The sequence below is a fragment of the Kitasatospora cineracea genome, from assembly GCF_003751605.1.
Lineage (GTDB): Bacteria > Actinomycetota > Actinomycetes > Streptomycetales > Streptomycetaceae > Kitasatospora > Kitasatospora cineracea.
This window is the reverse complement of record NZ_RJVJ01000001.1, coordinates 4,694,919-4,717,121: the sequence shown is the minus strand read 5'-3', so window position 1 is coordinate 4,717,121 and position 22,203 is coordinate 4,694,919. Positions and strand designations below refer to the sequence as shown.

The following is a 22,203-nucleotide window of genomic DNA, read 5'->3' as shown; positions in this document are numbered from 1 at the left end:
CCGGTCCGCCCGCGCGGACCGGCCCGGCCCCGCACCGGGAGGAGCCCCGTCATGCCGTTCGCCGAGACCCCGCTGCGCGACGAGTACGCCGCCGCCGTCGAGCACCTGGCGCGCCGCACCCTCGACGCCCTCCGGGACGGCACCGCCCCGCCCCCCGGGGAAGCCGCCGGGGAAACCGCGCCCCGCTCGCTGCTGGCCGCGGCCCGCGTCCTCGGCCCCGACCTCTTCGCGCCCCGGCTGCTGGCCGGCGCCGCACCCGACGGACCCACCGCCGCGCTGCTGGCCGAGGCCCGCCGCACCCTCCCCGCCCCGGCCGCTCCCACCGAGCGGGCCGCCCTGGTGATCGCCTGGCAGGACTGGGCCGCTTCCCGCCTCCTGGCCCGCACCCCGCACGGGGACAGCGCGCCGGCGCCGGCCGCCCCGCCCGACCTGCCCGGCCCCGCGGACACCGGCTGGCAGACCTGGTCGGTGCTGATGTCCCAACTGGCCCAGCTGGCCCTGCCCGGACTCGACGGGCCGGTGCACGAGAGCGCCCGCGCGCACTCCCTCGAACTCGCCCGCGGCACCGTCCGCTCGCTGCTGCGCCACGACCTGACCACCGCGGCCCGGCTCGCCCGCTGGCTCGCCCTGGCCGCCGCCGAGGGCCGCCCGCCGCGCCTGGAGGTCGGACCCGTGCTGGACCGGGTCCGGCTGGCCGGCGACGGCAGCGCCCGCACCGCCCTGGGCCTCGCCGTCGCCCACCGCCTGCTCGCGGACACCGGCACCGGCACCGGAAGGCGGACCGCATGATCGACACCCACGTCCTCGGCACCGCGCAGCGGCTCGGCTCCCGCGCGCTGTCCTGGCTGCACGCCGCCCACCGCGACGGCCTCGGCCGGATCCCGGACAACACCCTGATCGACTTCGCCGACGCCGACAACGCCTACAAGCCGCTCGGGGAGGTCGCCCTCGCCACCTCCCTCGTCCTGCGCGACGGCGTCAGCGGCCCCGCCGACACCCGGGCCGCCCGCGAACTGCTCGACGGCTGCTGGGCGCAGCTGCGCGAGGGCGACCTGCTGTACGAGCGCCAGCTGCACCACTTCACCATGACCGACCCGCTGGAGACCTACGGCCACTTCGCCCGGGCCGGGTACCGGCACCCGCCGCTGGAGGACCTGCTCGACTCGCTCTCCCGGCTGCGGGCCGCGCACGCCGAGGAGATCCGCCCCAACCGGCGCCTGGGCGTCGCCAACGCCCGCCGGGTCGTCGGCCTCGACCACCGGCCCGACTGGGAGGCGCTCGCCCTCGGCACCTGGCTCGGCGCCCGGCCCGAACCCTGGGCCGTGAACTGGATGACCGGATACGACATCACCCACACCGTCTTCCACCTCACCGACTGGGGCGCCCGCCCCGACGGCCTGCCCGAGCCGATGCGCGACTACGTCCGGGACTGGCTGCCCGTCTGGCTCGACGCGTGGGCCGAGGTCGGCCAGTGGGACCTGGTCGCGGAACTGCTGGTGGTCGACGCCTGCGTCGGCGAGCCCGCCACCGGGCACCAGGGCTGGGACGCGCTGGCCGCCGTCCAGCACGAGGACGGTCTGCTGCCGCGCGACGGCGACCCGGTCGACGGGGACCGCGAACGGGTGTTCCTGGACCACCAGCACACCGCCGTCGTCGCGGTGGTGGCCGGCGACGTCACCCTCGCCCGGGCCCTGCGCGCGACGGCGGCCGGGTGAACGGGACCGAGAGCGCGATCGCGGCCGCGGTGCGGGCCGCCGGGGAGTCGTCCGCGACCGCCGTCACCGTCGCCGTCCTGGCCGACGGCCGGGAGGAGGTGCGCTGCTTCGGACGCACCGGACGGGGGCCGGCCGCCACCGCCTGCACCCCGGACACCGTCTTCGAACTCGGCTCCCTCAGCAAGACGTTCACCGCGCTGCTGCTCGCCGCGATGGCGGCCCGCGGCGAACTCGCCCTGGCCGAACCGGTGAACGGCCTGCTGCCCGCCGACTGGCCCGCCCCGGCCGTCCGCTCCGCCGAACCGATCCGCCTGCTGCACCTGGCCACCCACACCTCCGGCCTGCCCCGGCTCCCGCCCGGGCTGCTCGCCACCGCCCTCCCCGCCTGGAACAGCAACCCGTACGCGGCCTTCGACGAGCGGCGGCTGCGCGCGGCCCTGGCCAGGACCACCGTGCGCACCCGGCCGGGCCGCCGCTACCGCTACTCCAACTACGGGGTCGGGCTGCTCGGCCGCGCCCTGGCCGAACGCGCCGCCCTGCCCTACGGCGACCTGCTCGCCGACCGGGTCCTGACCCCCCTGGGCCTGCGCTCCACCACCTGCGCCCCGGGCCCGGGCCCCCACGCGACCGGCCACCGGCACGGCCGCCCGCTGCCCCCCTGGCACATCCCCGCCCTCCCGGCCGCCGGCGCGGTCCGGGCCGGCGGCGCCGACCTGCTGCACTACCTGCGGGCCCACCTCGACCCCCGCCCCACCGGACTCGCCGCCGCCCTGCGCGACGTCCAGCGCCCCCGGCTGCGCCTGCCGGGCACCGCCCCCGGCTCCGCCCCCGGCGACGAGCTCTGCCTGGTCTGGAACCACCGCCGCTCGAACGGCCGGGACCTGTACTTCCACTCCGGCGGCACCCGCGGGTTCACCGCCTTCGCCGGCTTCTCCCCCCGGGACGCCGTCGCCGTCGCGGCCCTGGCCAACACCGGCCCGGCCCTGAACGGCCGCTTCGTCCAAGCGGGTTACGAGGTACTCCGGGCCGCCGGGCGCTAGGCTCGGCCGGACCGGGCCTAGGCCCGGTCCGACAGCCGGACGAAGTGCCGCCCGGCGTCCACCAACCGCGGCAGCACCTGTGCGTAGCCCGCGCCGGTGCCCGCGTCCGGGTGGTTGAAGTGGCTGATCACGATCGAGCCGGGCGGCGCGGCGGCCACCGTCGCCGCGACCTGCCCGGGGGTGAACGTCGCCCCGCCGTCGCCGTTCACCGCGAACCCGGCCACCCGCTCGCCCGACTCCCCCACCAGGGCCACCGCGACCTCGTCGTAGTGCGCCGTCCCCGACCGGAACCAGCCCGGCGCCCGCCCCAGCAGGGCGGTCAGCTTCGCCCGGTTGCCCGCCACCTCCTCGTACGCGGCTGCTGGGTCCGCCGTCCCGGTGATGCCGTACGCCGAACGGCCGGTCACCGACAGCGGGCGGTGCGCGGTGCCGTGGTTGCCCAGTTCGAACAGCGGGTCGGCGGCCAGTTCGGCGAACGGCCCCGGGTTGGCGTCCACCCAGCGGGCGTTCAGGAACAGCGTGGCGGGCACCGCGAGGCGGCGCAGCGTGCCGATCAGCGCCGCGTCGTAGCCGTCCCCGCCCGGCCCGCCGCACGCGTCGAAGGTCAGCGCCAGCGCCCCGCCGGGGACGGTGGCCACCACCCCCGGCAGGTCGGTCCCCCACTGCTGCGGCACCCGCCCGGCGTAGCGGGCCAGCACCTGCTCCCGGTCGGGCTGCGCGGGCGGCCGCACGGGCGACGGGGACCGCGACGGGGCGGGCGGGGCCGACGGCGCGCCGGGGGCTGACGGCGCGTCAGGGACCCGCCGCGCCGCGGGTGCGGCGCAGGCCGCCGCCGCCAGTCCGAGCGCCGCCGCCAGTACCGTCCGCCGTCCGACCATCGCCGCAGCTCCTCGCCGTCCACCGTGACCACCGCCACGAGTGTCACTTCCCGGCGCGACCGGTGCCATCTGCGAAGCTCGGCCGTATGGCTTCCTCCCCGCGACCGCACTACCTGCAGTGGACGACCGTCGCCCCGGTGCTGGCGTTCCTGCTGCTCCTGGCGACCTGGCACCGCGACCTGCCCTGGCCGGTGGTGGCGCTGGTGGCCTGCTTCCTGGCGGTGTCGGTGGTGGCGGCCGTGCACCACGCGGAGCTGATCGCCCACCGGGTCGGCGAGCCGTACGGCTCGCTGGTGCTGGCGGTGGCCGTCACCATCATCGAGGTGGCGCTGATCGTGACGCTGATGTCCGACGGCGGCGACAAGAGCGCCGGTCTGGCCCGGGACACGGTGTTCGCGGCCGTCATGATCACCTGCAACGGGATCCTCGGACTGTCCATCCTGGTGGGCGCGTTGAAGTACCGCGTCGCGGTGTTCAACGCGGAGGGCACCGGCGCGGCGTTCGGCGCGATCGCCACTCTGGCCACCCTCAGCCTGGTGCTGCCGACCTTCACCACCTCGCAGCCCGGCCCGCAGTTCTCCACCACCCAGCTGGTGTTCGCCGCGACCGCCTCGATCGTCATCTACGGCCTGTTCGTCTCCACCCTGACGGTCCGTCACCGCGACTACTTCCTGCCGGTCACCCCGGCGGGCGAGCTGGTCGACCCGATGGACGACCACTCCGAACCGCCGACCATGAAGGAGACCCTGGTCAGCGTCGCCCTGCTCTCGGTCGCCCTGGTCTCGGTGGTCGGACTGGCCAAGGGCGTCTCCCCCACCATCGAGCGCGGCGTCGCCGCCGCCGACCTGCCCAACGCGGTGGTCGGCGTGGTGATCGCGCTGCTGGTCCTGCTCCCCGAGTCGATCGCCGCGGTCCGGGCCGCGGTCCGCAACCGGGTCCAGATCAGCCTCAACCTGGCCCTCGGCTCGGCGCTGGCCTCGATCGGCCTGACCATCCCGGCCGTGGCGATCGCCTCCAGCTGGCTCTCCGGCCCGCTCGAACTCGGCCTCGGCGCCAACCACATGATCCTGCTGGCGCTGACCGTCGCGGTCGGCACCCTCACCGTCATCCCCAAGCGCGCCACCCCGCTGCAGGGCGGCGTCCACCTGGCGATCCTCGGCGCCTACCTGGTCCTCGCGGTCAGCCCCTGACCCGGAGGACCGGCCCCGCCACCGGCTCGGACGCACCCGGCGACGGGGCGCGGCGCGCTCAGCGGGGCGCGGTCAGCGGGCCCCGGGGCCGAAGAGGCGGAGCGGGACGGAGTCGGCGAGGACCTGGTAGCCGGCGGGGTTGAAGTGCAGGTGGTCGCCGACGTCCAGGTCGGGGCGGAGCCGGCGGGGGGCCTGCGGGTCGCGGGCGGCGCGGTCGAAGTCCAGCACCGCGTCGAACTCCCCGCTGGTGCGGATCCAGGCGTTGACCGCCTGCCGCGACGCCTCGCGCAGCCCCGCGGCGTCGTCGTACTGGCTGCCGCCGAAGGGGGTGAGGGTGGCGCCATAGACGCGGATGCCCTGCGCGTGGGCGCGCAGCACGATCTGCCGGTACGCGTCGATCAGGTCCGCGGTGACGGCCTGCTGGGCGGCCGGGGTGGCGTCGGCGGTGCCGAGGTCGTTGACGCCCTCGGAGACGACGAGCGAGGTGACGCCGGGCTGCGCGAACACGTCGCGGTCCAGGCGGGACAGGGCGTTGGGGCCCAGCCCGTCGTTGAGGACCCGGTTGCCGCCCGCGGCCTGGTTGAGCACCGCGGTGCCCGCGGTGTCGGCGTGCTGGGCAAGCCGGGCCCGCAGCCGGTCGGGCCAGCGGTCGTCGCCGTTGTCGGTGGAGCCGCGGCCGTCCGCGAGGGAGTCGCCCAGGACGACGGTCGCCCGGTCGGCGGCCGGTGCCTGCACCTCGACGGCGCTCAGGAAGTACCAGTGGTTGACCTGCGCGGCGCCGTCCAGGTCGGCGTCGTCGAGGTGGTCGCCGCGCAGCATGTACGAGGTGGTGCGGGAGCCGGGGTGCGAGGTGACGGCCGTCGACTGCTGGCCGGTGGCCAGGTACATCGTGACGGTGAGGGTCTCCCCCGCGGCGACGGGGAAGTCCAGCGGGTCGGCGACCATCTGCGCGCCGACCGGCACCGTGACCCCGGGCCGCCCGCCGAACGTCACCGCCCGCGCGCTCCCGGGCACGATCGCCCGCGCGCCCGACCGGCCGCCGTCCGGGCGGGCCACGGACACGGCTGTCACCGGCAGCGCGGCGCCGCCGAACGCGTTGGAGACGTGCAGCCGCAGGGAGCAGCCGCCGAGCGTGACGTGCACGGTCTGCCGCAGCGTGGTGTCGGCGAACACCGCGCCGTCCTGCGTGTACGGGGCCGGCGGCATGTTGCCAGGCTCCGTCAGCTGCGGCATCGAGGTCCAGGTGTCGACCCAGTGCTCGTGCCCGTGGCCCGCCGCATCCGCCGCGGCGGCGGGTTGCGCGCCGGCATGCGACCCGCTCCCCGCGCGGCCGGCCAGGGTCCCGCCGAACGCGGCGGCCGTCACGGTGAGGGCCACGGTGGCGACCACGGCCGCCGTGGTCGTCGTCCATCGGCGCAGTGCGGTTGTTTTCACGTACGGCCCTCTCCCGATCCCGTCCGGCCCGGTCATGGCACCCACGATCGAAAAGTTTCGAAGCCTGACGGGCCGTCATTTGCTAAATGGATTGGCGGTAGCGTAGCCGAGTTCAGCCGAGATCGAACCCTTTAAGTTCGGAAAGAATCTCGAATCTTTCGAACCGATCGGCCGCCGGCTGCCGAAGGACGGCCACCACCGAGACGGGAGAGCGCGGAGAGAGCGGTCACCACGCCGCCGGCTCCGCACAGACAGCCGCGCTCCAGGCCAGTTATTAATATTTACCTCTTTACGGAGGTGTCGGGACCCGCTCCCGGAGACCCTCCCGCTCCCGGCGCTAGGGTGACGTCCATGGCGGACACCCCGGCGGCAGCGGCGCCCTCCCTCGATGCCCTGGACGCCGTGGCCGACCGCGCCTGCGAACCGCCCACCGGCGCCTCCCGGGCGAAGCAACTGCGCTGGGTCGCCGGGGAGTTGCGCACCGCCCTGGAACGCGGCGCGCTCCCGCCGGCCGCCGCCGGAACCCTGGCCGCACTCCTCGCCCCCGCCACCCTCGACGCCTACCTCACCGCCGCCGAACAGGGCCTGCTGCGCCGCAGACCCGCCGCCCGACCCGACCACGCCTCACCCGCGTCCATGCACGTGCGGGAGAACTGCCTGCGCATCCTCGCCACCCGGGCGGGCATCCCCCTCACCCTCCCCGACCGCGACCGGCCCGCCGTCACGCTCCGGGAGACGGTCGCCGCCCGCCCCCGCAGCATCCTGCTGGGCCACCTGGAGAACGCGACCCGCCCCGGCCAGGACGACGCCCGCACCCGCATCCTCGCCGTCGTCGCCACCGTCCTGGACACCGGCTGCCGCGCCGGCGAACTCTGCGCCCTGCGCACCGACGACGTCGACCTGCACCGCGGCACCCTCCGCCTCACCCGCCTCCCCCAGCACCGCGACCCCCGCACCCCGCCCGCCACCGAGACCGTCCCCCTCTCCCCCACCACCCGCGCCGCCCTGCGCAATTGGCTCACCGCCCGCGAACGCCTCACCCTCCGCGACGCCACCGAGCCCCCCGGCCCCGACAACGAGACCACCGACGCCCTCTGGGTCAGCATCGCCCCCAGCGGCCACCCCCGCCCCGGCCTCCCCCTCCACTTCCGCGGCCTCGCCCGCGCCTACGCCCGCGCCGTCCACGACCTCAACACCGACATGGCCGGCCAACCCGGCTGGCACCCCCTCCCCCGCCGCATGGAACCCCTCCGCCGCGCCGTCCGGCCCCGATCGGACGACACCGCGGACGCGGCCGCCCTCCGCCACGCCGACGCAGACGCAGACTCCGACGGCGACGGCGACCTCCCGAAGCGGGCCGGTCGGCAACGGAGTTGAGCGGCCTGCCGGCCGCAGCCCCGGCTGATCCCGCGCGCCTCGTCCCACGCCCTCGCGGGCGCAGACTACCTGCCTCCCGGCCACCGAAAAATCTATGCCCGCTGGAGTAGACATTGCCGGAGCGAAGGGTTAGTTTTTCTCTCGTAAGCGCAGTGAAGAGATGGCCCGGCAGACATGAACTGGCGGGAGCAGTTGCAGAAACATGCAGGTCGGAACGGTCGTGGGGCCCTGAAGCCGAAGTTCGTGCAGGAAGGCGACGGGGTCGACGACCGGGCCGGGCGGCCCGCAGTCATCAGGGGCGGCCAGCGAGCAGTACCAGCAGTTGGCAGTACCAGTACATATCCACCAATGAGGATGAACGGAGGGACAGAGCGCCATCAGGATCGCCCGGCCCGTGATGCCTTCACCCGGGCGGACACCGCAGACCCCCTTTTGAGTACGAGGACGGTGGTTTCCGGTCACGCATACGCGATCCCCGCAGCTCCCCCACACCGGGGCAGCTCGGAACAAGGAACCCGGCCAGAGCCGGTAGATGGTGTTGTTTCCCCTTCGGGGCCCCGGAGCCGCCACGGCGCCGGGGCCCCTCGACGCGTTCCTCGGGAACCAAGAGAGGTGCAGTGACTACGACGACCGACAAGCCCCACACCCCCGACCCCGTCAGCTCGTTCGACGACGACGACTACCCCGCCTACACCATGGGCCGCGCCGCCGCGATGACCGGCACCACCGCCGGCTTCCTACGGACACTCGGCGACCAGGGCCTCATCACCCCCCTGCGCTCCGAAGGCGGCCACCGCCGCTACTCCCGCTACCAGCTGCGCATCGCCATGCGCGCCCGCGACCTCGTCGACCAGGGCACCGCCATCGAAGCGGCCTGCCGCATCATCATCCTCGAGGACCAACTCGAAGAAGCCCTGCGCATCAACGAGCAACTGCGCCGCAGCCAGAGCGGACCGGACTCGGCGGCCGGCACCTGACCCCCACGGCGCCCGGCCCCACGGGGAAGGTGCTCTTGGCGACCGAGGAGGCCGATGGCCCGGCCGTCGCGATCGACCACCGGCCGGTGCGGGCCCCGGTTCCGTCGCCGTGTCGGCGGTGACGTCGTCGCCGATCCGCGGTTCCGGTCGCTTCATGAGGCCGCCGACCGTTGCGGTCTCGGGTCGTTCGAGGCCGCCGGCCACGGGCGAAGCCCTTCGGGCCGTTGCCACCAGTGGAGGCGCCGAGGGGACGGCCGTCGACGACGGACCCGGGCCCGCACCGGCCGGGGGCGGACGTCGTGACGCAGGACCGAGGGGCCCGCACCGCGTGTACGCGGTGCGGGCCCCTCTCCGCTGGGCGGGTGCCGCGACAGGACGACCACGGCGGACGGATGTTTTCGGCCTGCAGGCCCTTCCGGCCCTCGATCCGCCCACCGCCCCCGCCCCCGCGAGGACTCCGGGATCCGGCACGCGCGGGACCCCGCCACGGGCGATGCGGTTCCTCCCACCACCATAAACGGATAGGCAATCCGCTTGTGGTACCGTCACCACCAAGCGGATGACCTATCCGAATTTCCGGGCCGGAGGAACGCGTGGGGAAGACAGCTGTGGTCACGGCCGGGACCGCCGGCATCGGCCTGGAGACGGCCCTGGGGCTGGCGGCCGCCGGATTCTCGGTCACCGTGGTCGGGCGCAGTGCCGACCGGGGCGCCCGGGCGGTCGAACGGATCGGCGCGGTGAACCCGGCGCGCCCCGGCCGGTTCCTGGCCGCCGACCTCGGCTCGCTCACCGGCGTGCGCACGCTCGCGGGCCGGATCGCCGACGACCACGCCGCCTCCGGCGAACCGCTGACCGTGCTGGTGAACAACGTCGGGGCGATGTTCGCGGATCGGCGGGAACTGGACGGCGTGGAGGCGTCGTTCGTCCTCAACCACCTTTCGCCGTACCTGCTGACGGAACTGCTGCTGCCCACGCTCACGGCCGGTGCGCCGAGCAGGATCGTGAACGTGACCTCGGGTGCGGTCGGTGTCGCCAAGCGGGTGTTCGACGCCGTCGAGCCGCCCGGCGGCTACTACGGCTTCCACTGGTACGGCCGCGCCAAGCTGGCGAACCTCGCCTACACCCTCGACCTGGCGTCGCGGCTCGACGGCACGGGCGTCTCGGTCTTCGCCGCCGACCCCGGGGGCGCCTCGACCGACATGACCGACGGCACCCTGACCGACCCGAAGATCGTCTCGCCGGCCCTGCGGCTGCTGTGGCCGCTGGTGCGCCGTAAGTTCGAACGCTCCACCGCGGGCCCGGCGTCCGAGGCCGCGAAGCCCTCCGTCGTCGCCGCCACCGACGAGTCCCTGGCGGGCCGGACCGGCATCGTCATCGGTGCCGCGGCGCGCCCGACGACGCCGTTCCGCCCGGCCGCCGACCCCCGCGTCGCCGACGCCGTGCGCCGGCTCAGCCGGCAGTACGCGCCCCTCGCGGCGCCCTGACCCGTCCGGAAGGGCCCGGCGCGGGCGGCGGGGACATCCGGATGGGCCATCCGGTTAGCATGTCCCCATGACGACGACACCGCTGCGCAAGGACGCGGCCCGCAACTGGGACCGGATCGTGGCCGTCGCCCGCGAACTGGTCGACCAGGGCACGCCGTTGCAGCTCAACGACGTCGCCCGCCGCACCGGGCTCGGAGTCGGCACCGTCTACCGCCACTTCGCCACGCCCGAGGCGCTCCTGGAGACCGTCGCCACCCCCCGCCTGGAGGCCCTGACCGCCCACGGACGGCGGGCGCTGGCGGACACCGACGCCGGGCGGGCGCTGGAGGACTTCCTGGCCCGCACCGTCGAGGCGCAGGTCACCGACGCCGCCCTGGCGCCGGTCACCGCCGCCTCCGCCGACGCCCTGCCGCGCACCACGGAACTCAAGGAGTCCCTGTGGGCGACGGGCACCGCGCTCCTCGACCGGGCCCGCGCGGCCGGGGCGGTCCGCCCCGACCTGGCCGCAGCCGACCTGGTCCCGCTCATGTGCGGCCTCGCCTACGCCGTGGACGTGCACGCCGGCAGCGCTCCCGCGGACCGGATCGACACCGCGCGCCGCTACCTGGCCGCACTGCTCGGCGGCCTGCGGGCCGCGCCGACGACGGGGCGGGACCCCCGCGCCGCGGGCCGGACGGAACCGCCGGACCCGCACTGAGGGGCCCTCACGGCAGCCGGCCGCCGTAGAACGGCCCGTAGTAGAGCGCCAGTTCGGCCCGCAGGTCGAGGTCGGTGTGCTGCTCGGCCCGCACCAGCGGCGGGGCGGCGCCGATCTCCTCCTTGCTGCGGTCGACCCGGACGGTGCGCCGTTCCAGGTCGACCTCACGGACCGTCACGGCGGGCAGCAGGACCCGGTGGTGGAAGATCCACGGGGCGGTGTCGACCACCAGGTACTGCGGCCCGAAGTCCTCGGCCATCCGGTCCACCTTGCCGATCGGCCCGTCCTCGGCCTCCACGTGGAACCCGACCAGGTCGGCCCCCACCCGGTGCCCGGACGCGTCCCGGTAGGTCCACAGGTCGACGTCGTGGCGCTGCTCGCTCATGCTCGTCCCTCCGTTCGGGCGGCCCTGGCGGGGCGGGCGCTCCGCCCCGGCCGCTCGGGGCGGTTGCCCGCCGGCGGCCGGTCCATGCCGGTGGCCGACGGGCGGGAATCCGGTGGGCCGCGGCAGGCATCAGTGGCGGGCGGCGGGGCAAGCGGGTGGCGCGGCGACGTCGGGCCGCGCATCCCCGAGACGAGGAGGAACCATGTCGATCCTTTGGGCGATCATCGCCGGTCTGGTCATCGGTCTGCTGGCGAAGCTGGTCATCCCCGGCCGGCAGCCGATCCCGCTGTGGCTCACCGTCCTGCTGGGCATCGTCGGCGGGATCATCGGCAACTTCCTGGCGAGCGCGTTCGGCGTCGCGGACACCGGCGGCGTCGACTGGATCCGGCACTTCTTCCAGATCGGCGCGGCCGCCGTGCTGATCATGCTGGTGACCCCGTTCTGGTCGCGCCGGCGCGTCTGACGCCGCGACACCGGACGCCGCCCGCCCCCGCGTTCGGGGAGCACCGGGACGGCCCGCCGACGGACCAGGGGTGGCGGCAACGACCACCCCGTCGGGTCCGACCCGGGCGGCCGTCCCGGTGCTATGCGCGGTTGCCGGGCGACATCCCGGCGGAGCCGGTCACCCGCCTGCCGCCGGGCTTCTTCTCCGCCGGGGGCCGGCGGCTACTCCACGGTGACGCTCTTGGCCAGGTTGCGCGGCTTGTCGACGTCCCGGCCGAGGGCCACCGCGGCGTGGTAGGCGAGGAGTTGGAGCGGGATGTTGAGCAGCAGCGGGTCGAGTTCGGGCTCGCTCTTGGGGACGACCAGGCAGTGGTCGGCGAGCTTGGCCCCGACCGGTCGGTGGGCGACGGCCAGCACCCGGCCCTCGCGGGCCTTGATCTCGCCGAGCGCGGTGAGGTTCTTGTCGAGCAGTTCGTCGTCGGGGACGAGGGCGACGGTCGGCAGCTCGGGGGAGATCAGCGCGAGCGGGCCGTGCTTGAGCTCGCTGGCCGGGTACGCCTCGGCGTGGACGTAGGAGATCTCCTTGAGCTTCTGCGCGCCCTCCCGGGCCACGGGGTAGCCGCGGACCCGGCCGATGAACATCATGCCCTGGCTGTCGGCGTACGCGGCGGCCAGCTTCTCGATCTCGGCCTGCTGCCCGAGCACCTCGCGGATCTGGTCGGGCAGCGCCTTGAGCCCGGCGACGATCCGGCGCCCGTCGGCGGGCGAGAGGTCGTGGACGCGGCCGAAGTGCAGGGCGAGCAGCGCGAAGGCGACCACGGTGGAGGTGAACGCCTTGGTGGAGGCGACCGAGATCTCCGGCCCGGCGTGCAGGTAGATGCCGCCGTCGCACTCGCGGGCGATCGCCGAGCCGACGGTGTTGACCACGCCGAGGACCCGGCCGCCCTTGCGCTTGACCTCCTGGACCGCGGCCAGCGTGTCGTAGGTCTCGCCGGACTGGCTGACCGCGACGTACAGGGTGTCGGCCTCGATGACGGGGTTGCGGTAGCGGAACTCGGAGGCGGGCTCGGAGTGGGCGGGGATGCGGGCCAGCTCCTCGATCAGCTGGGCGCCCATCTCGCCCGCGTAGTAGGCGGATCCGCAGCCGAGGATCTTCACCCGGCGGATCTCGCGCAGCTCCCGGGCGTCCAGGTTGAGCCCGCCCAGGTGCGCGGTGGCGAAGCGCTCGTCGAGCCGGCCGGAGAGGGTGCGCTCGACGGCGCCGGGCTGCTCGTGGATCTCCTTGAGCAGGTAGTGCGCGTAGCCGCCGGTGTCGTAGGAGCCGACCTCCCAGTCCACGGTGGAGGGCTGCCGGGTGACGGTGCGGGCGTCCTCGGTGAAGGTGCGGAAACCGTCGGCGCGGACGGTGGCGAGCTCGCCGTCCTCCAGGTGGACGACCTGCCGGGTGTAGCGGACCAGGGCGGAGACGTCGGAGGCGGCGAACATCTCCTTCTCGCCGATGCCGAGCACGATCGGGCTGCCGTTGCGGGCCACCACGATGCGGTCGGGCTGCTCGGCGTCCAGCACCGCGATGCCGTAGGTGCCGACGACCAGCTTGAGGGCGGCGCGCACCGCGTCCTCGAGCTCGCCGCCGTCGGCGCGGTGCGCGGCGACCAGGTGGGCGAGGACCTCGGTGTCGGTCTCGGAGCGGAAGAGCGCGCCGTCGGCGGCGAGCTTGGCGCGCAGCTCGTCGGCGTTCTCGATGATGCCGTTGTGGACGACGGCGATCCGGCCCTCGTTGTCGGTGTGCGGGTGGGCGTTGGCGTCGGAGGGGACGCCGTGGGTGGCCCAGCGGGTGTGGCCGATGCCGACGGAGCCCTTGAAGCGGGCGGGCAGCGCGGCGGCCAGGTCGGCGACCCGGCCCTTGGTCTTGCAGACCCGGAGCCTGGCCGGGGCGGACCTGGTCGCGGGGGCGACCACCGCGACGCCCGCCGAGTCGTAGCCCCGGTACTCCAGCCGCTGGAGCCCCTCCAGCAGGATGGGGGACGCGTCCTTGGGGCCGATGTAGGCCACGATTCCGCACATGACGTGGGCTCCTGTCAGTCGTGAGAAGGCGGTGGGGCCGGGCCGTCAGCCGTAGACCATCCGCCGCAGCTGGCGCACCGTCAACTGCGGGGCGGCCACCCGGCGGGCGGCCAGCTCCCCGCCGAGGCGGGCGAAGATCCGGTCGTTGGTCAGCCCCCGGGCCTGGAGCTCACCGTGGCGGCGGCGGACGTACTCCTCGGTGGTCTCCGCGAAGTACGCCAGCACCTCCGCGACGACCCGCGCGGCCTCCCCCGGGGCCAGGGCAGTGGTCCTGGCGAGGTGGGCGAGCAGGTCCTCATGAGGGTGCGGTGAGGCAGGCACGGATCGGGAGCCTAGGCGCGAAGTGTCCATTTGCCAAAGATCCTGCCCGAATTCGGGCAGGATCACCAGCTGTGGCGGCGACCGGGGCCGCGCGCGGGGGCGCCCCTATGATGTGGGCCGTTCGTTGGAGGACGGTGCGCGGACGGTGTTCGGGTGATCGTGGGGGCCTTCCGATCCCGTCGGCGGTGTCCCTGCCCGGGTTTCCGGCGGTCACCCCGCAGGATGGGCCGTGCACTGTCCGTGTCGATCACAGGGGGAACGTCCGTCATGCAACCGCGCGTGTTCGCCGTCGTCACCGCCGTCCTGCTGGCCGTCCTCGGCCTCGGGTCGGTCATGGTGACCGACTGGACGCCGAAGCCCGCCACCGCGGCCGCCGCGGCCGACCCCGGCGGCCCGCGCCCCGGCGCCGCGCCGGACGCCGCCGCGTCCCCCTCCCCCACCGGCGACCCGGCGGTGTGGACCCGCTCCACCCTGCGCAACAAGCTGATGGCCGAGATGGCCGCCACCGACCCGGGGGTGGCGCTCGCCGACCTCGACAGGATCTCCAAGGACAAGCCGTACACGGTGCGGTTCTGCCACCCGATCGCGCACGAGCTCGGGCACGCCGCCGTGGAGCGCTACCACCAGGACTTCCAGAAGGTGATCTCCTTCCCGCACGAGACCTGCGCGGCGGGCTACCTGCACGGCGCGGTCGAGGAGATGCTCGCCAACTCCAAGGACCCGCAGAGCGACATCCTCACCCTGTGCGCCCCGGCCAACACCGGCCCGTGCATCCACGGCGTCGGCCACGGCATCATGTTCGTCACCAAGCAGGACATCCCGGCCGCCCGCGCGCTGTGCGACAAGTTCCCCAGCCAGAGCCGCCGGATCACCTGCTCCGAGGGCGTCTTCATGCAGCTGTTCGCGCCCGACGAGGAGGACGAGAAGGCCAAGGCCAACCTCCCCGCCGACAAGCTCGCCGCCGAACCGCTCTACCCGTGCCCGGAGCAGCCCGCCCTCTACCAGTCGGCCTGCTTCTTCTACGCGCCGACCTTCTTCCTCTCCTCGCACGACTACGCCAACCACCCCGAGGCGTTCGCCCAGGCCCTCCAGTGGTGCCTGAACGGGCAGGCCAGCGGCGGCGCCGAGGACTGCTCGCGGGGCGCCGGCTCGCGCACCATGAAGTACAACCTGGACCGCCCCGACTGGGCCGCCCAGCAGTGCGCCACCCCCAAGGACGGCTGGCAGCGCAAGGCCTGCACCCAGGGCCTGGTCAGCTACTACACCGTCAACGACACCACCGCGGGCGCCGCCGGCCGCCTGTGCGCCCAGATCGGCGACAAGGAGATCCAGGGCTACTGCCGCTCGGCCGGCGGCCTGTCCAGCACCCTGGACTGACCCCCGGCCCCTCCCGCGGGCGGGCGCCGGTCCGACCCCGCCCACCTGCGCATACGATGCCCCGTGTGAACGACGACTTCCGCGGGGCCGCACGGGCGGCCGCAGACCTGGTGGCCGACTACCTCGACGCGGTGCCCGACCGCCCGGTGTGGCAGCCGATGGACCCGGCGGAGCGGGCCGCGCTGCTCGACCTCCCGCTGCCCGAGCACGGCACCGACCTGGCCGGGCTGCTGGAGACCGTCGAGCGGCGGATCATGCCGCACCCGATGGGCAACGGGAGTCCGCGCTTCTTCGGCTGGGTGAACTCCGCCCCGCAGCCCGCCGGCGTGCTCGCCACGCTGGCCGCGAGCGCGATGAACCCCAGCTCGGCCGGCGGCGACCACGCCGACGTGCACCTGGAGCGCGCCGTGGTGCGCTGGATCGCCGAACTGGTCGGCTTCCCGCACCCGCCGGGCGGCGGCATCCTCACCTCCGGCACCTCGATGGCCACCATCGTCTGCCTGGCCGCGGCCCGCGGCCGGGCCGCCCGCAAGGCCGGGTGGGACGTCCGCGAGGACGGCCTGGCCGGGATGCCGCCGCTGGTCGGCTACGTCACCGGCGAGGCGCACAGCTGCGTGCGCAAGGCCGCCGAGCTGCTCGGCCTGGGCTCCAGGCACCTGCGCACCGTCGCCTCCGACGCCGACGGCCACCTCGTCCTGGACGCGCTGGAGGCCGCGATCGCCGAGGACCGGGCGGCCGGCCGGCTGCCGTTCCTGGTGGTGGCCTCCGCGGGCACCGTCGGCACCGGCGCCGTCGACCCGTTCGGGCCGATCGCCGACCTGGCCGAGCGCGAGGGCCTGTGGTTCCACGTCGACGGCGCCTACGGCGCGTTCGGCGTCCTGGACCCGGCGATCGCGCACCGCTACGCGGGCATGGACCGGGCCGACTCGCTCGCCCTCGACCCGCACAAGTGGCTGGGCGTGCCGGTCGACTGCGGCTGCGCGCTGGTGCGCGACGCCGAGGAGCTGCGCGGCACCTTCAGCCTCGTCCCCTCCTACCTGCGCGACGACGCGGCCGGCGACCTCGGCTGGTTCTCCGAGTACGGCACCGAGCAGACCCGCCCGTTCCGCTCGCTGAAGGTCTGGGCGTCGATCGCCCACCGCGGCCGCTCCGGCGTCGCCCGGGACGTCGCGCACTGCACCGCGCAGGCCCGGCAGCTGGGCGAATGGATCGAGCAGGACCCGGAGTTGGAGCTCGTCGCGCCCGTCGAGACCTCCATCGTCGCCTTCCGCCACCGCCCGGCCGGCCTGGACGAGGCGGGCCTCCAGAAGCTCAACTCGCTGCTCCCGGTGGCCGTCCAGCAGCGCGGGGAGGTCTTCGTCACCGGCGCCGTCTACCGGGGCAGCGAGATGCTCCGGGCCTGCCTGCTGAACGCCGCCACCACCGAGGCGGACCTGCGGCTGCTGCTGGACGAGGTGAAGTCCGCCGGAGCGGAACTCCTGGACCGGTGCCGTACGTCCAACTGATCGCGGGCGCGGATCAGCGCCGATCCGACGGGGGCCCGCGGAGACATTTACCGTCAGGTCACGGGGGATTCGTGATCGTGAAACAGCGGAGCGCCACCATGCAGGCATGGACACCATGGCGTACACCCAGCACAGAGTCACCGACGACAAGCAGCAGCGGCGGCGGAGCCGGGGGCACCGCTGGCGCAAGGAGACGGTCGAGCTCGCGGCGGTCTTCGCCGCCGTCGCGGCCGCCGACCTGGTCGCCAACGTCGTCGTGCACGGCCACGACGGGCCGGTGCTGCTGGTCGCCTCCGCGGCGGCCCTGCTCGCCACCGCGCTGTTCCGCGGCTGGCTCGCCCACCGGCACCCGACCGGGCCGCCCGGGGCCGCCGCCCCGCCGGGAGCGGACGCACCGCCGGGCGGCGGCGCGATGAACGCACCGGAGGAGCCGACCGCCCTGTGGCGGCTGCGCACCAGCGTCTCCGACGCCCCCGGCAGCCTGGCCCGGGTGTGCACGGCGCTGGCCGGGCTGCAGGTCAACATCGTCTCCATGCAGGCCCACCCGCTGCCCGACTGCACCGTCGACGAGTTCATCCTCCGCACCCCGGCCGCGCTGCCCCGCACCGAGCTCGCCGCGGCCGTCGCCGCCGCCGGCGGCTGGGACATCTGGACCGACCGGGCCGACGCCCACGAACTCGTCGACGTCCCCCGCCAGGTCCTCGCCCTGGCCACCCGCACCGCCCTGGACGCCGCCGAACTCCCGGTCGCCCTGCGCCAGTTGTTCGGCCGCGCGACGATCCGGCAGTACCCCGGCCGCGGCGACGACACCCCCGCCGGCCTGGCCGGGCACCTGATGCGGCTGCCGCTGCCCGGCGGCGACCTGCTCGAACTCTCCCGCCCGCACCTGCCGTTCACGCCCACCGAGTTCGCCCGGGCCCGCGCCCTGGTCGAGCTGGACACCGTCCTCGGCCCGCGCGTCCCGGCCGTCGCCGCCCGGATCAGCCACCTGGACGACGAGCTCACCGTCCGCCGGGCCACCCCCGGGGACAAGCCCGCCGCGCTGGCCATGCACGCCCGCTGCTCCGCGGAGTCGCTGCGCCGCCGCTACCACGGCCCGGTCAAGGACGCCGACCGCTACCTCGACCACCTGCTCGACCCCCGGCACGGCCAGACCCTGGCCGTGGAGACCGCGCACGGCCGCCTGGTCGCCCTGGCCCACCTGATGTGGGACGACGAGGGCGCCGAGATCGCCCTGCTGGTCGAGGACGCCTGGCAGCGCCGCGGCCTGGGCGTCGACCTGGTGCGCCGGATGGCCGCGCTCGCCCTGGAGGCGGGCGTGCGCACCGTCTACGCCGTCACCACCTCGGCCAACACCGGCCTGATCTCCACCATGCGCCGGCTCCGCGCCCCGCTCGACTACCAGGTCGAGGACGGCACCCTGGTGATCACCGCCCACCTCGCCGAGGCCGCCGAGAAGCTCCCCGCCCCCTGGCCCGCCCGCTGAACCGCTCCGCCCGGCCCTCCCGGGCGGCCCGCCGCACCCGCGGCGGGCCGCCCGGGAAGGCCGCTCGCGCTGCCGAAGGGCTGAGCCGGGCGCCGAAGGTTGTCGCCCCTGCTCAAGTGTGCGGGTGGGAGTCGGTAGGCTGAGCCCGTCCCCGCCGCCCGCGGGCCGTCGAACGGCCAGGGCGGTGCCGCAGCAAGGAGGAACCCCTGAGCATGCCAGGCACCGATTCGGAAGCCGCGCGCGACGCCTCGCTGCCCGCCCGCGCAAAGATCGCTGTGACGGCCGGCAAGATGGCCGCCGCGCTGTCCCAGAAGGCCGGGCGCGGCAGTGGCTCGGTGATCGGCGGCAAGGTCGCGCTCAAGCTCGACCCGGACCTGCTGGCGACCCTCGCCGAGCACCTGGAGGTGGTCCTGGTCAGCGCCACCAACGGCAAGACCACCACCACCCGGCTGATCGCCGAGGCGCTGCGGGCGGCCGGCCCGGTGGTCTCCAACGCGCTGGGCGCGAACATGCCCGCCGGCATCACCGGCGCGCTGGCCGGCGGCACCGGCGCCCGGTTCGGCGTCATCGAGGTGGACGAGAAGTACCTGCCGATGGTCGCCCGGGACACCCGGCCGAAGGCCATAGCGCTGCTGAACCTCTCCCGCGACCAGCTGGACCGCGCCGCCGAGACCCGGATGATGGCCGAGAAGTGGCGCGAGGGGCTCAAGGACACCGACGCGGTGATCATCGCCAACGCGGACGACCCGCTGGTGACCTGGGCCGCCTCGTCCTGCAAGAAGGTGGTCTGGGTGGCCGCCGGGCAGGCGTGGAAGGAGGACGCCTGGTCGTGCCCGTCCTGCGGCGGCGTGATGCAGCGCCCGGGCGACGACTGGTTCTGCGGCGAGTGCGGCTTCCGCCGCCCGAACCCGCACTGGGCGCTCCAGGGCACCCACGTGATCGACCCGCACCGCGGCGCCTGGCCGATCCAGCTCCAGCTGCCGGGCCGCGCCAACCTGGCGAACGCCACCAGCTCGGCCGCCGTCGCGGCGGTCTTCGGGGTGGCCCCGCAGGTCGCGCTGCAGCGGATGCAGTCGGTGGCCGCGGTGGCCGGCCGCTACGACGTGGTGCAGTACCGCGGCCGGGACGTCCGGCTGCTGCTGGCGAAGAACCCGGCCGGCTGGCTGGAGACCTTCTCGCTGATCGACGGCCCGCCCGCGCCGGTGGTCCTGTCGGTGAACGCGATGGACGCCGACGGCACCGACACCTCCTGGCTGTGGGACGTCGACTACGAGCGCCTGGCCGGGCACCCGATCTACGTGATGGGCCAGCGCAAGCTCGACCTCGCGGTCCGCCTGGAGGTCGCCGACCTGCAGTTCGAGGTGGTCGACTCGCTCGCCCAGGCGGTGGACGCCGCCCCGGCCGGCCGGATCGAGGCCATCGCCAACTACACCGCCTTCCAGCAGCTGCGCAAGGCCGTGGTGTCCTGATGAGCGACCAGTACTACGGCGGGCAGCAGCAGTTCGGCGACCAGGGCGGCTACGGCCGGCAGCAGCAGCCCTACGGCGGGCAGCCGTCCTACGAGCAGCAGCAGTACGACCCGCAGCAGCAGCAACAGCAGCAGTACGGCCAGTACGAGCAGCAGCAGGCGTACGGCGAGCCGCAGCAGCACCAGCAGTACGGCGGGGACGCTCCGCAGCAGCCCGCGCCCCAGCAGCAGTTCGGGAGGTCTTCGAGGATGAGCGAGAGCAGCCTTCGGGTGGTCTGGGTGTACCCGGACCTGCTGTCGACGTACGGCGACCGCGGCAACGCGCTGGTGGTGGAGCGGCGGGCCCGGCAGCGCGGCCTCGGGGTGCAGCGGATCGACGTGCGCTCCGACCAGTCGGTGCCGACCAGCGGCGACATCTACCTGATCGGCGGCGGCGAGGACCGTCCGCAGCGCCTGGCCGCGGAGCGGCTGCGCAACGACGGCGGGCTGGTCCGGGCGGCCGAGAACGGCGCGATCATCTTCTCGGTCTGCGCGGGCTTCCAGATCCTGGGCCACGAGTTCGTCAACGACCTCGGCGAGCGCGAGGCGGGCCTGGGCCTGCTGGACGTGTGGACGGTCCGCGGCGAGGGCGCGCGCTGCGTGGGCGACGTGCTGGCGGACGTCAGCCCGCAGCTCAACCTGCCGCAGCTGACCGGCTTCGAGAACCACCAGGGCGTCACCCACCTCGGCGAGGGCGTCAGCCCGTTCGCCACCGTGCAGGTCGGCCGGGGCAACGGCACCGGCGACGGCACCGAGGGCGCCTGGCGCGACACCGTGTTCGGCACCTACCTGCACGGCCCGGTGATGGCCCGCAACCCCGCCGTCGCGGACCTGCTGATCAAGCTGGCGCTGGACGTGAACGCGCTGCCGCCGGCCGACACCACCTGGTACGACGCGCTGCGCGCGGAGCGGATCGCCGCGGCCCGCCCCGCGTAGCGCCGGAGCGGCCCCGCTGCGCGTTCATCCACGCGTAAGCCGAGGTCACGACGGTGGACGGCTGACCGCCATGTGGTCAGCCTTCCCGTCGCGGGACAACTTCATAGGAGAATAGGAGAGCCCGGGCGCAACACCCTCCTCGGCGGTCGGGTCGCAGTTACGTGTGGTGCGTCGAGGAAGCCGCCCCCGCGTCGGTTTCGGCCCGGCCGGACGCAGGAACCGTATGCTGTGCAGCAGGTCAGTTTCGGGCGTTATGCCCGATTCCCACCCACCAGTCCGGCCGTCCGATCCTGCTCGGGAGTTGGCAAAGCAATGCGTATTGGTGTCCTGACCAGCGGCGGTGACTGCCCCGGCCTGAACGCCGTCATCCGTTCCGTGGTCCACCGGGGGGTGGTCGACCACGGCGACGAGATCATCGGCTTCGAGGACGGCTGGCGCGGTCTTCTGGAGGGCGTGCACCGTCCGCTGACGCTCGACTCGGTGGGCGGCATCCTCGCCCAGGGCGGCACGATCCTCGGCTCCTCCCGGGTGCAGCCCAGCCACCTGCGCGACGGCGTGGAGCGCGCCAAGCAGCACTGTGCGGACCTGGGCATCGACGCGGTCATCCCGATCGGCGGCGAGGGCACCCTGAAGGCCGCGAAGCTGATGAGCGACGCGGGCCTGCCGGTCGTCGGCGTGCCGAAGACCATCGACAACGACATCGCCTGCACCGACGTCACCTTCGGCTTCGACACCGCCGTCTCGGTGGCCACCGAGGCGCTCGACCGCCTGAAGACCACCGCCGAGTCGCACCAGCGCGTCATGGTCGTCGAGGTGATGGGCCGGCACACCGGCTGGATCGCGCTGAACGCGGGCATGGCGGCCGGTGCGCACGCCATCATCGTGCCGGAGCGCCCGTTCCACATCGACAAGCTGACCGAGGTCGTGCGCGAGCGCTTCGACCGGCAGAAGAAGTTCGCCATCGTGGTCTGCGCCGAGGGCGCCAAGCCCGAACCCGGCACCATGCCGTGGGAGGAGGGCACCAAGGACATGTACGGCCACGAGCGGTTCACCGGCATCGCCACCCAGCTCTCCCGCGAGCTGGAGCACCGCCTCGGCAAGGAGGCCCGACCGGTCATCCTCGGCCACACCCAGCGCGGTGGCACCCCCACCGCGTACGACCGCGTCCTGGCCACCCGCTTCGGCTGGCACGCCGTCGAGGCCGCCCACAAGGGCGCCTTCGGGCACATCACCGCGCTGCAGGGCACCGAGATCAAGCTGGTGCCGCTCGGCGAGGCCGTCGCCGAGCTGAAGACCGTCCCGGCCGAGCGCTACAAGGAGGCCGAGACCGTCATCTGACGGCCCCTGGCCCCGCCCCGGGGGCGCGTCGCGGCCCGCCCGCCCGCG

20 protein-coding genes are annotated in these 22,203 nt (G+C 74.6%); 15 read left to right on the top strand and 5 right to left on the bottom strand.

Going from position 1 to position 22,203, the window contains the following annotated elements; translation table 11 throughout:
• Positions 1–51 precede the first annotated feature (51 nt).
• Genes EDD39_RS21385 through EDD39_RS21375 form a run of 3 tightly spaced genes read left to right on the top strand, consistent with a single transcriptional unit; the run spans position 52 to position 2,755 of the window.
• The gene (locus EDD39_RS21385; RefSeq protein ID WP_123558354.1) at positions 52–789 is read left to right on the top strand and encodes a hypothetical protein; all 738 of its coding nucleotides are present in this window, start codon (positions 52–54) and stop codon (positions 787–789) included.
• The gene (locus EDD39_RS21380) at positions 786–1,715 is read left to right on the top strand and encodes a DUF6895 family protein (RefSeq protein WP_123558352.1); all 930 of its coding nucleotides are present in this window, start codon (positions 786–788) and stop codon (positions 1,713–1,715) included. Before EDD39_RS21385 ends, EDD39_RS21380 begins: the two co-directional genes overlap by 4 nt.
• The gene (locus EDD39_RS21375; RefSeq protein WP_208765551.1) at positions 1,712–2,755 is read left to right on the top strand and encodes a serine hydrolase domain-containing protein; all 1,044 of its coding nucleotides are present in this window, start codon (positions 1,712–1,714) and stop codon (positions 2,753–2,755) included. The genes EDD39_RS21380 and EDD39_RS21375 overlap by 4 nt, the downstream gene beginning before the upstream one ends.
• Positions 2,756–2,772: 17 nt before the next feature.
• On the opposite strand, the gene EDD39_RS21370 is transcribed toward EDD39_RS21375, so the two are convergent.
• Positions 2,773–3,633 carry a polysaccharide deacetylase family protein gene (locus tag EDD39_RS21370; RefSeq protein WP_123558350.1) on the bottom strand — a complete coding sequence of 287 codons (861 nt, stop codon included), beginning with the start codon at positions 3,631–3,633 and terminating at the stop codon, positions 2,773–2,775.
• An 86-nt stretch (positions 3,634–3,719) separates the two neighbouring features.
• Here EDD39_RS21370 and EDD39_RS21365 point away from each other — a divergent pair, with 86 nt between their 5' ends.
• Entirely contained in the window at positions 3,720–4,823 is a 1,104-nt protein-coding gene (locus EDD39_RS21365) for a calcium:cation antiporter (RefSeq protein WP_123558348.1), read from the top strand.
• A 72-nt stretch (positions 4,824–4,895) separates the two neighbouring features.
• Here EDD39_RS21365 and EDD39_RS21360 read toward each other — a convergent pair whose 3' ends face one another.
• On the bottom strand, positions 4,896–6,257 hold the full coding sequence (locus EDD39_RS21360; protein WP_244256883.1) for an SGNH/GDSL hydrolase family protein: 1,362 nt from the start codon (positions 6,255–6,257) through the stop codon (positions 4,896–4,898).
• 351 nt (positions 6,258–6,608) lie between these two features.
• On the opposite strand from EDD39_RS21360, the gene EDD39_RS21355 reads away from it, so the two are divergent.
• The 4 genes from EDD39_RS21355 (at position 6,609) to EDD39_RS21340 (ending at position 10,792) form a co-directional block, all read left to right on the top strand.
• Positions 6,609–7,634, top strand: coding sequence for a site-specific integrase (locus EDD39_RS21355; protein WP_123558344.1), 1,026 nt, complete (start codon positions 6,609–6,611; stop codon positions 7,632–7,634).
• 695 nt (positions 7,635–8,329) lie between these two features.
• A complete protein-coding gene (locus EDD39_RS21350; RefSeq protein WP_244257250.1) occupies positions 8,330–8,611 on the top strand; it encodes a helix-turn-helix domain-containing protein in 282 nt (93 codons plus the stop codon).
• Between the two features lie 593 nt (positions 8,612–9,204).
• Entirely contained in the window at positions 9,205–10,095 is an 891-nt protein-coding gene (locus EDD39_RS21345) for an SDR family NAD(P)-dependent oxidoreductase (RefSeq protein ID WP_244256882.1), read from the top strand.
• Positions 10,096–10,162: 67 nt separating this feature from the next.
• Positions 10,163–10,792: a TetR/AcrR family transcriptional regulator gene (locus tag EDD39_RS21340; RefSeq protein ID WP_123558338.1), complete on the top strand. Its 630-nt coding sequence runs from the start codon at positions 10,163–10,165 to the stop codon at positions 10,790–10,792.
• Positions 10,793–10,799: 7 nt separating this feature from the next.
• Here EDD39_RS21340 and EDD39_RS21335 read toward each other — a convergent pair whose 3' ends face one another.
• Positions 10,800–11,177, bottom strand: coding sequence for a ribosome maturation factor RimM (locus EDD39_RS21335; RefSeq protein ID WP_123558336.1), 378 nt, complete (start codon positions 11,175–11,177; stop codon positions 10,800–10,802).
• A 202-nt stretch (positions 11,178–11,379) separates the two neighbouring features.
• On the opposite strand from EDD39_RS21335, the gene EDD39_RS21330 reads away from it, so the two are divergent.
• Positions 11,380–11,640, top strand: a complete 261-nt coding sequence (locus tag EDD39_RS21330; RefSeq protein ID WP_123558334.1) for a GlsB/YeaQ/YmgE family stress response membrane protein — start codon at positions 11,380–11,382, stop codon at positions 11,638–11,640.
• Between the two features lie 203 nt (positions 11,641–11,843).
• Here the strand turns inward: EDD39_RS21330 and glmS are convergent, their stop codons facing one another.
• Positions 11,844–13,685, bottom strand: coding sequence for a glutamine--fructose-6-phosphate transaminase (isomerizing) (glmS, locus tag EDD39_RS21325; RefSeq protein WP_123558332.1), 1,842 nt, complete (start codon positions 13,683–13,685; stop codon positions 11,844–11,846).
• A gap of 45 nt (positions 13,686–13,730) precedes the next feature.
• Positions 13,731–14,036: a hypothetical protein gene (locus tag EDD39_RS21320; RefSeq protein WP_051817055.1), complete on the bottom strand. Its 306-nt coding sequence runs from the start codon at positions 14,034–14,036 to the stop codon at positions 13,731–13,733.
• A gap of 237 nt (positions 14,037–14,273) precedes the next feature.
• Here EDD39_RS21320 and EDD39_RS21315 point away from each other — a divergent pair, with 237 nt between their 5' ends.
• The 6 genes from EDD39_RS21315 (at position 14,274) to EDD39_RS21290 (ending at position 22,155) form a co-directional block, all read left to right on the top strand.
• Positions 14,274–15,383, top strand: a complete 1,110-nt coding sequence (locus EDD39_RS21315; RefSeq protein WP_123558330.1) for a hypothetical protein — start codon at positions 14,274–14,276, stop codon at positions 15,381–15,383.
• Between the two features lie 56 nt (positions 15,384–15,439).
• On the top strand, positions 15,440–16,888 hold the full coding sequence (locus tag EDD39_RS21310) for a pyridoxal phosphate-dependent decarboxylase family protein (RefSeq protein ID WP_123558327.1): 1,449 nt from the start codon (positions 15,440–15,442) through the stop codon (positions 16,886–16,888).
• A 106-nt stretch (positions 16,889–16,994) separates the two neighbouring features.
• Positions 16,995–18,374 (top strand): GNAT family N-acetyltransferase, encoded by a 1,380-nt coding sequence (locus EDD39_RS21305; RefSeq protein WP_123558325.1) that lies wholly within the window; start codon positions 16,995–16,997, stop codon positions 18,372–18,374.
• Positions 18,375–18,586: 212 nt separating this feature from the next.
• Positions 18,587–19,843, top strand: coding sequence for a Mur ligase family protein (locus EDD39_RS21300; protein ID WP_123558323.1), 1,257 nt, complete (start codon positions 18,587–18,589; stop codon positions 19,841–19,843).
• A 248-nt stretch (positions 19,844–20,091) separates the two neighbouring features.
• A complete protein-coding gene (locus EDD39_RS21295) occupies positions 20,092–20,817 on the top strand; it encodes a type 1 glutamine amidotransferase (RefSeq protein ID WP_123560699.1) in 726 nt (241 codons plus the stop codon).
• Between the two features lie 312 nt (positions 20,818–21,129).
• Positions 21,130–22,155, top strand: a complete 1,026-nt coding sequence (locus tag EDD39_RS21290; RefSeq protein WP_123558321.1) for a 6-phosphofructokinase — start codon at positions 21,130–21,132, stop codon at positions 22,153–22,155.
• Positions 22,156–22,203: the final 48 nt, after the last annotated feature.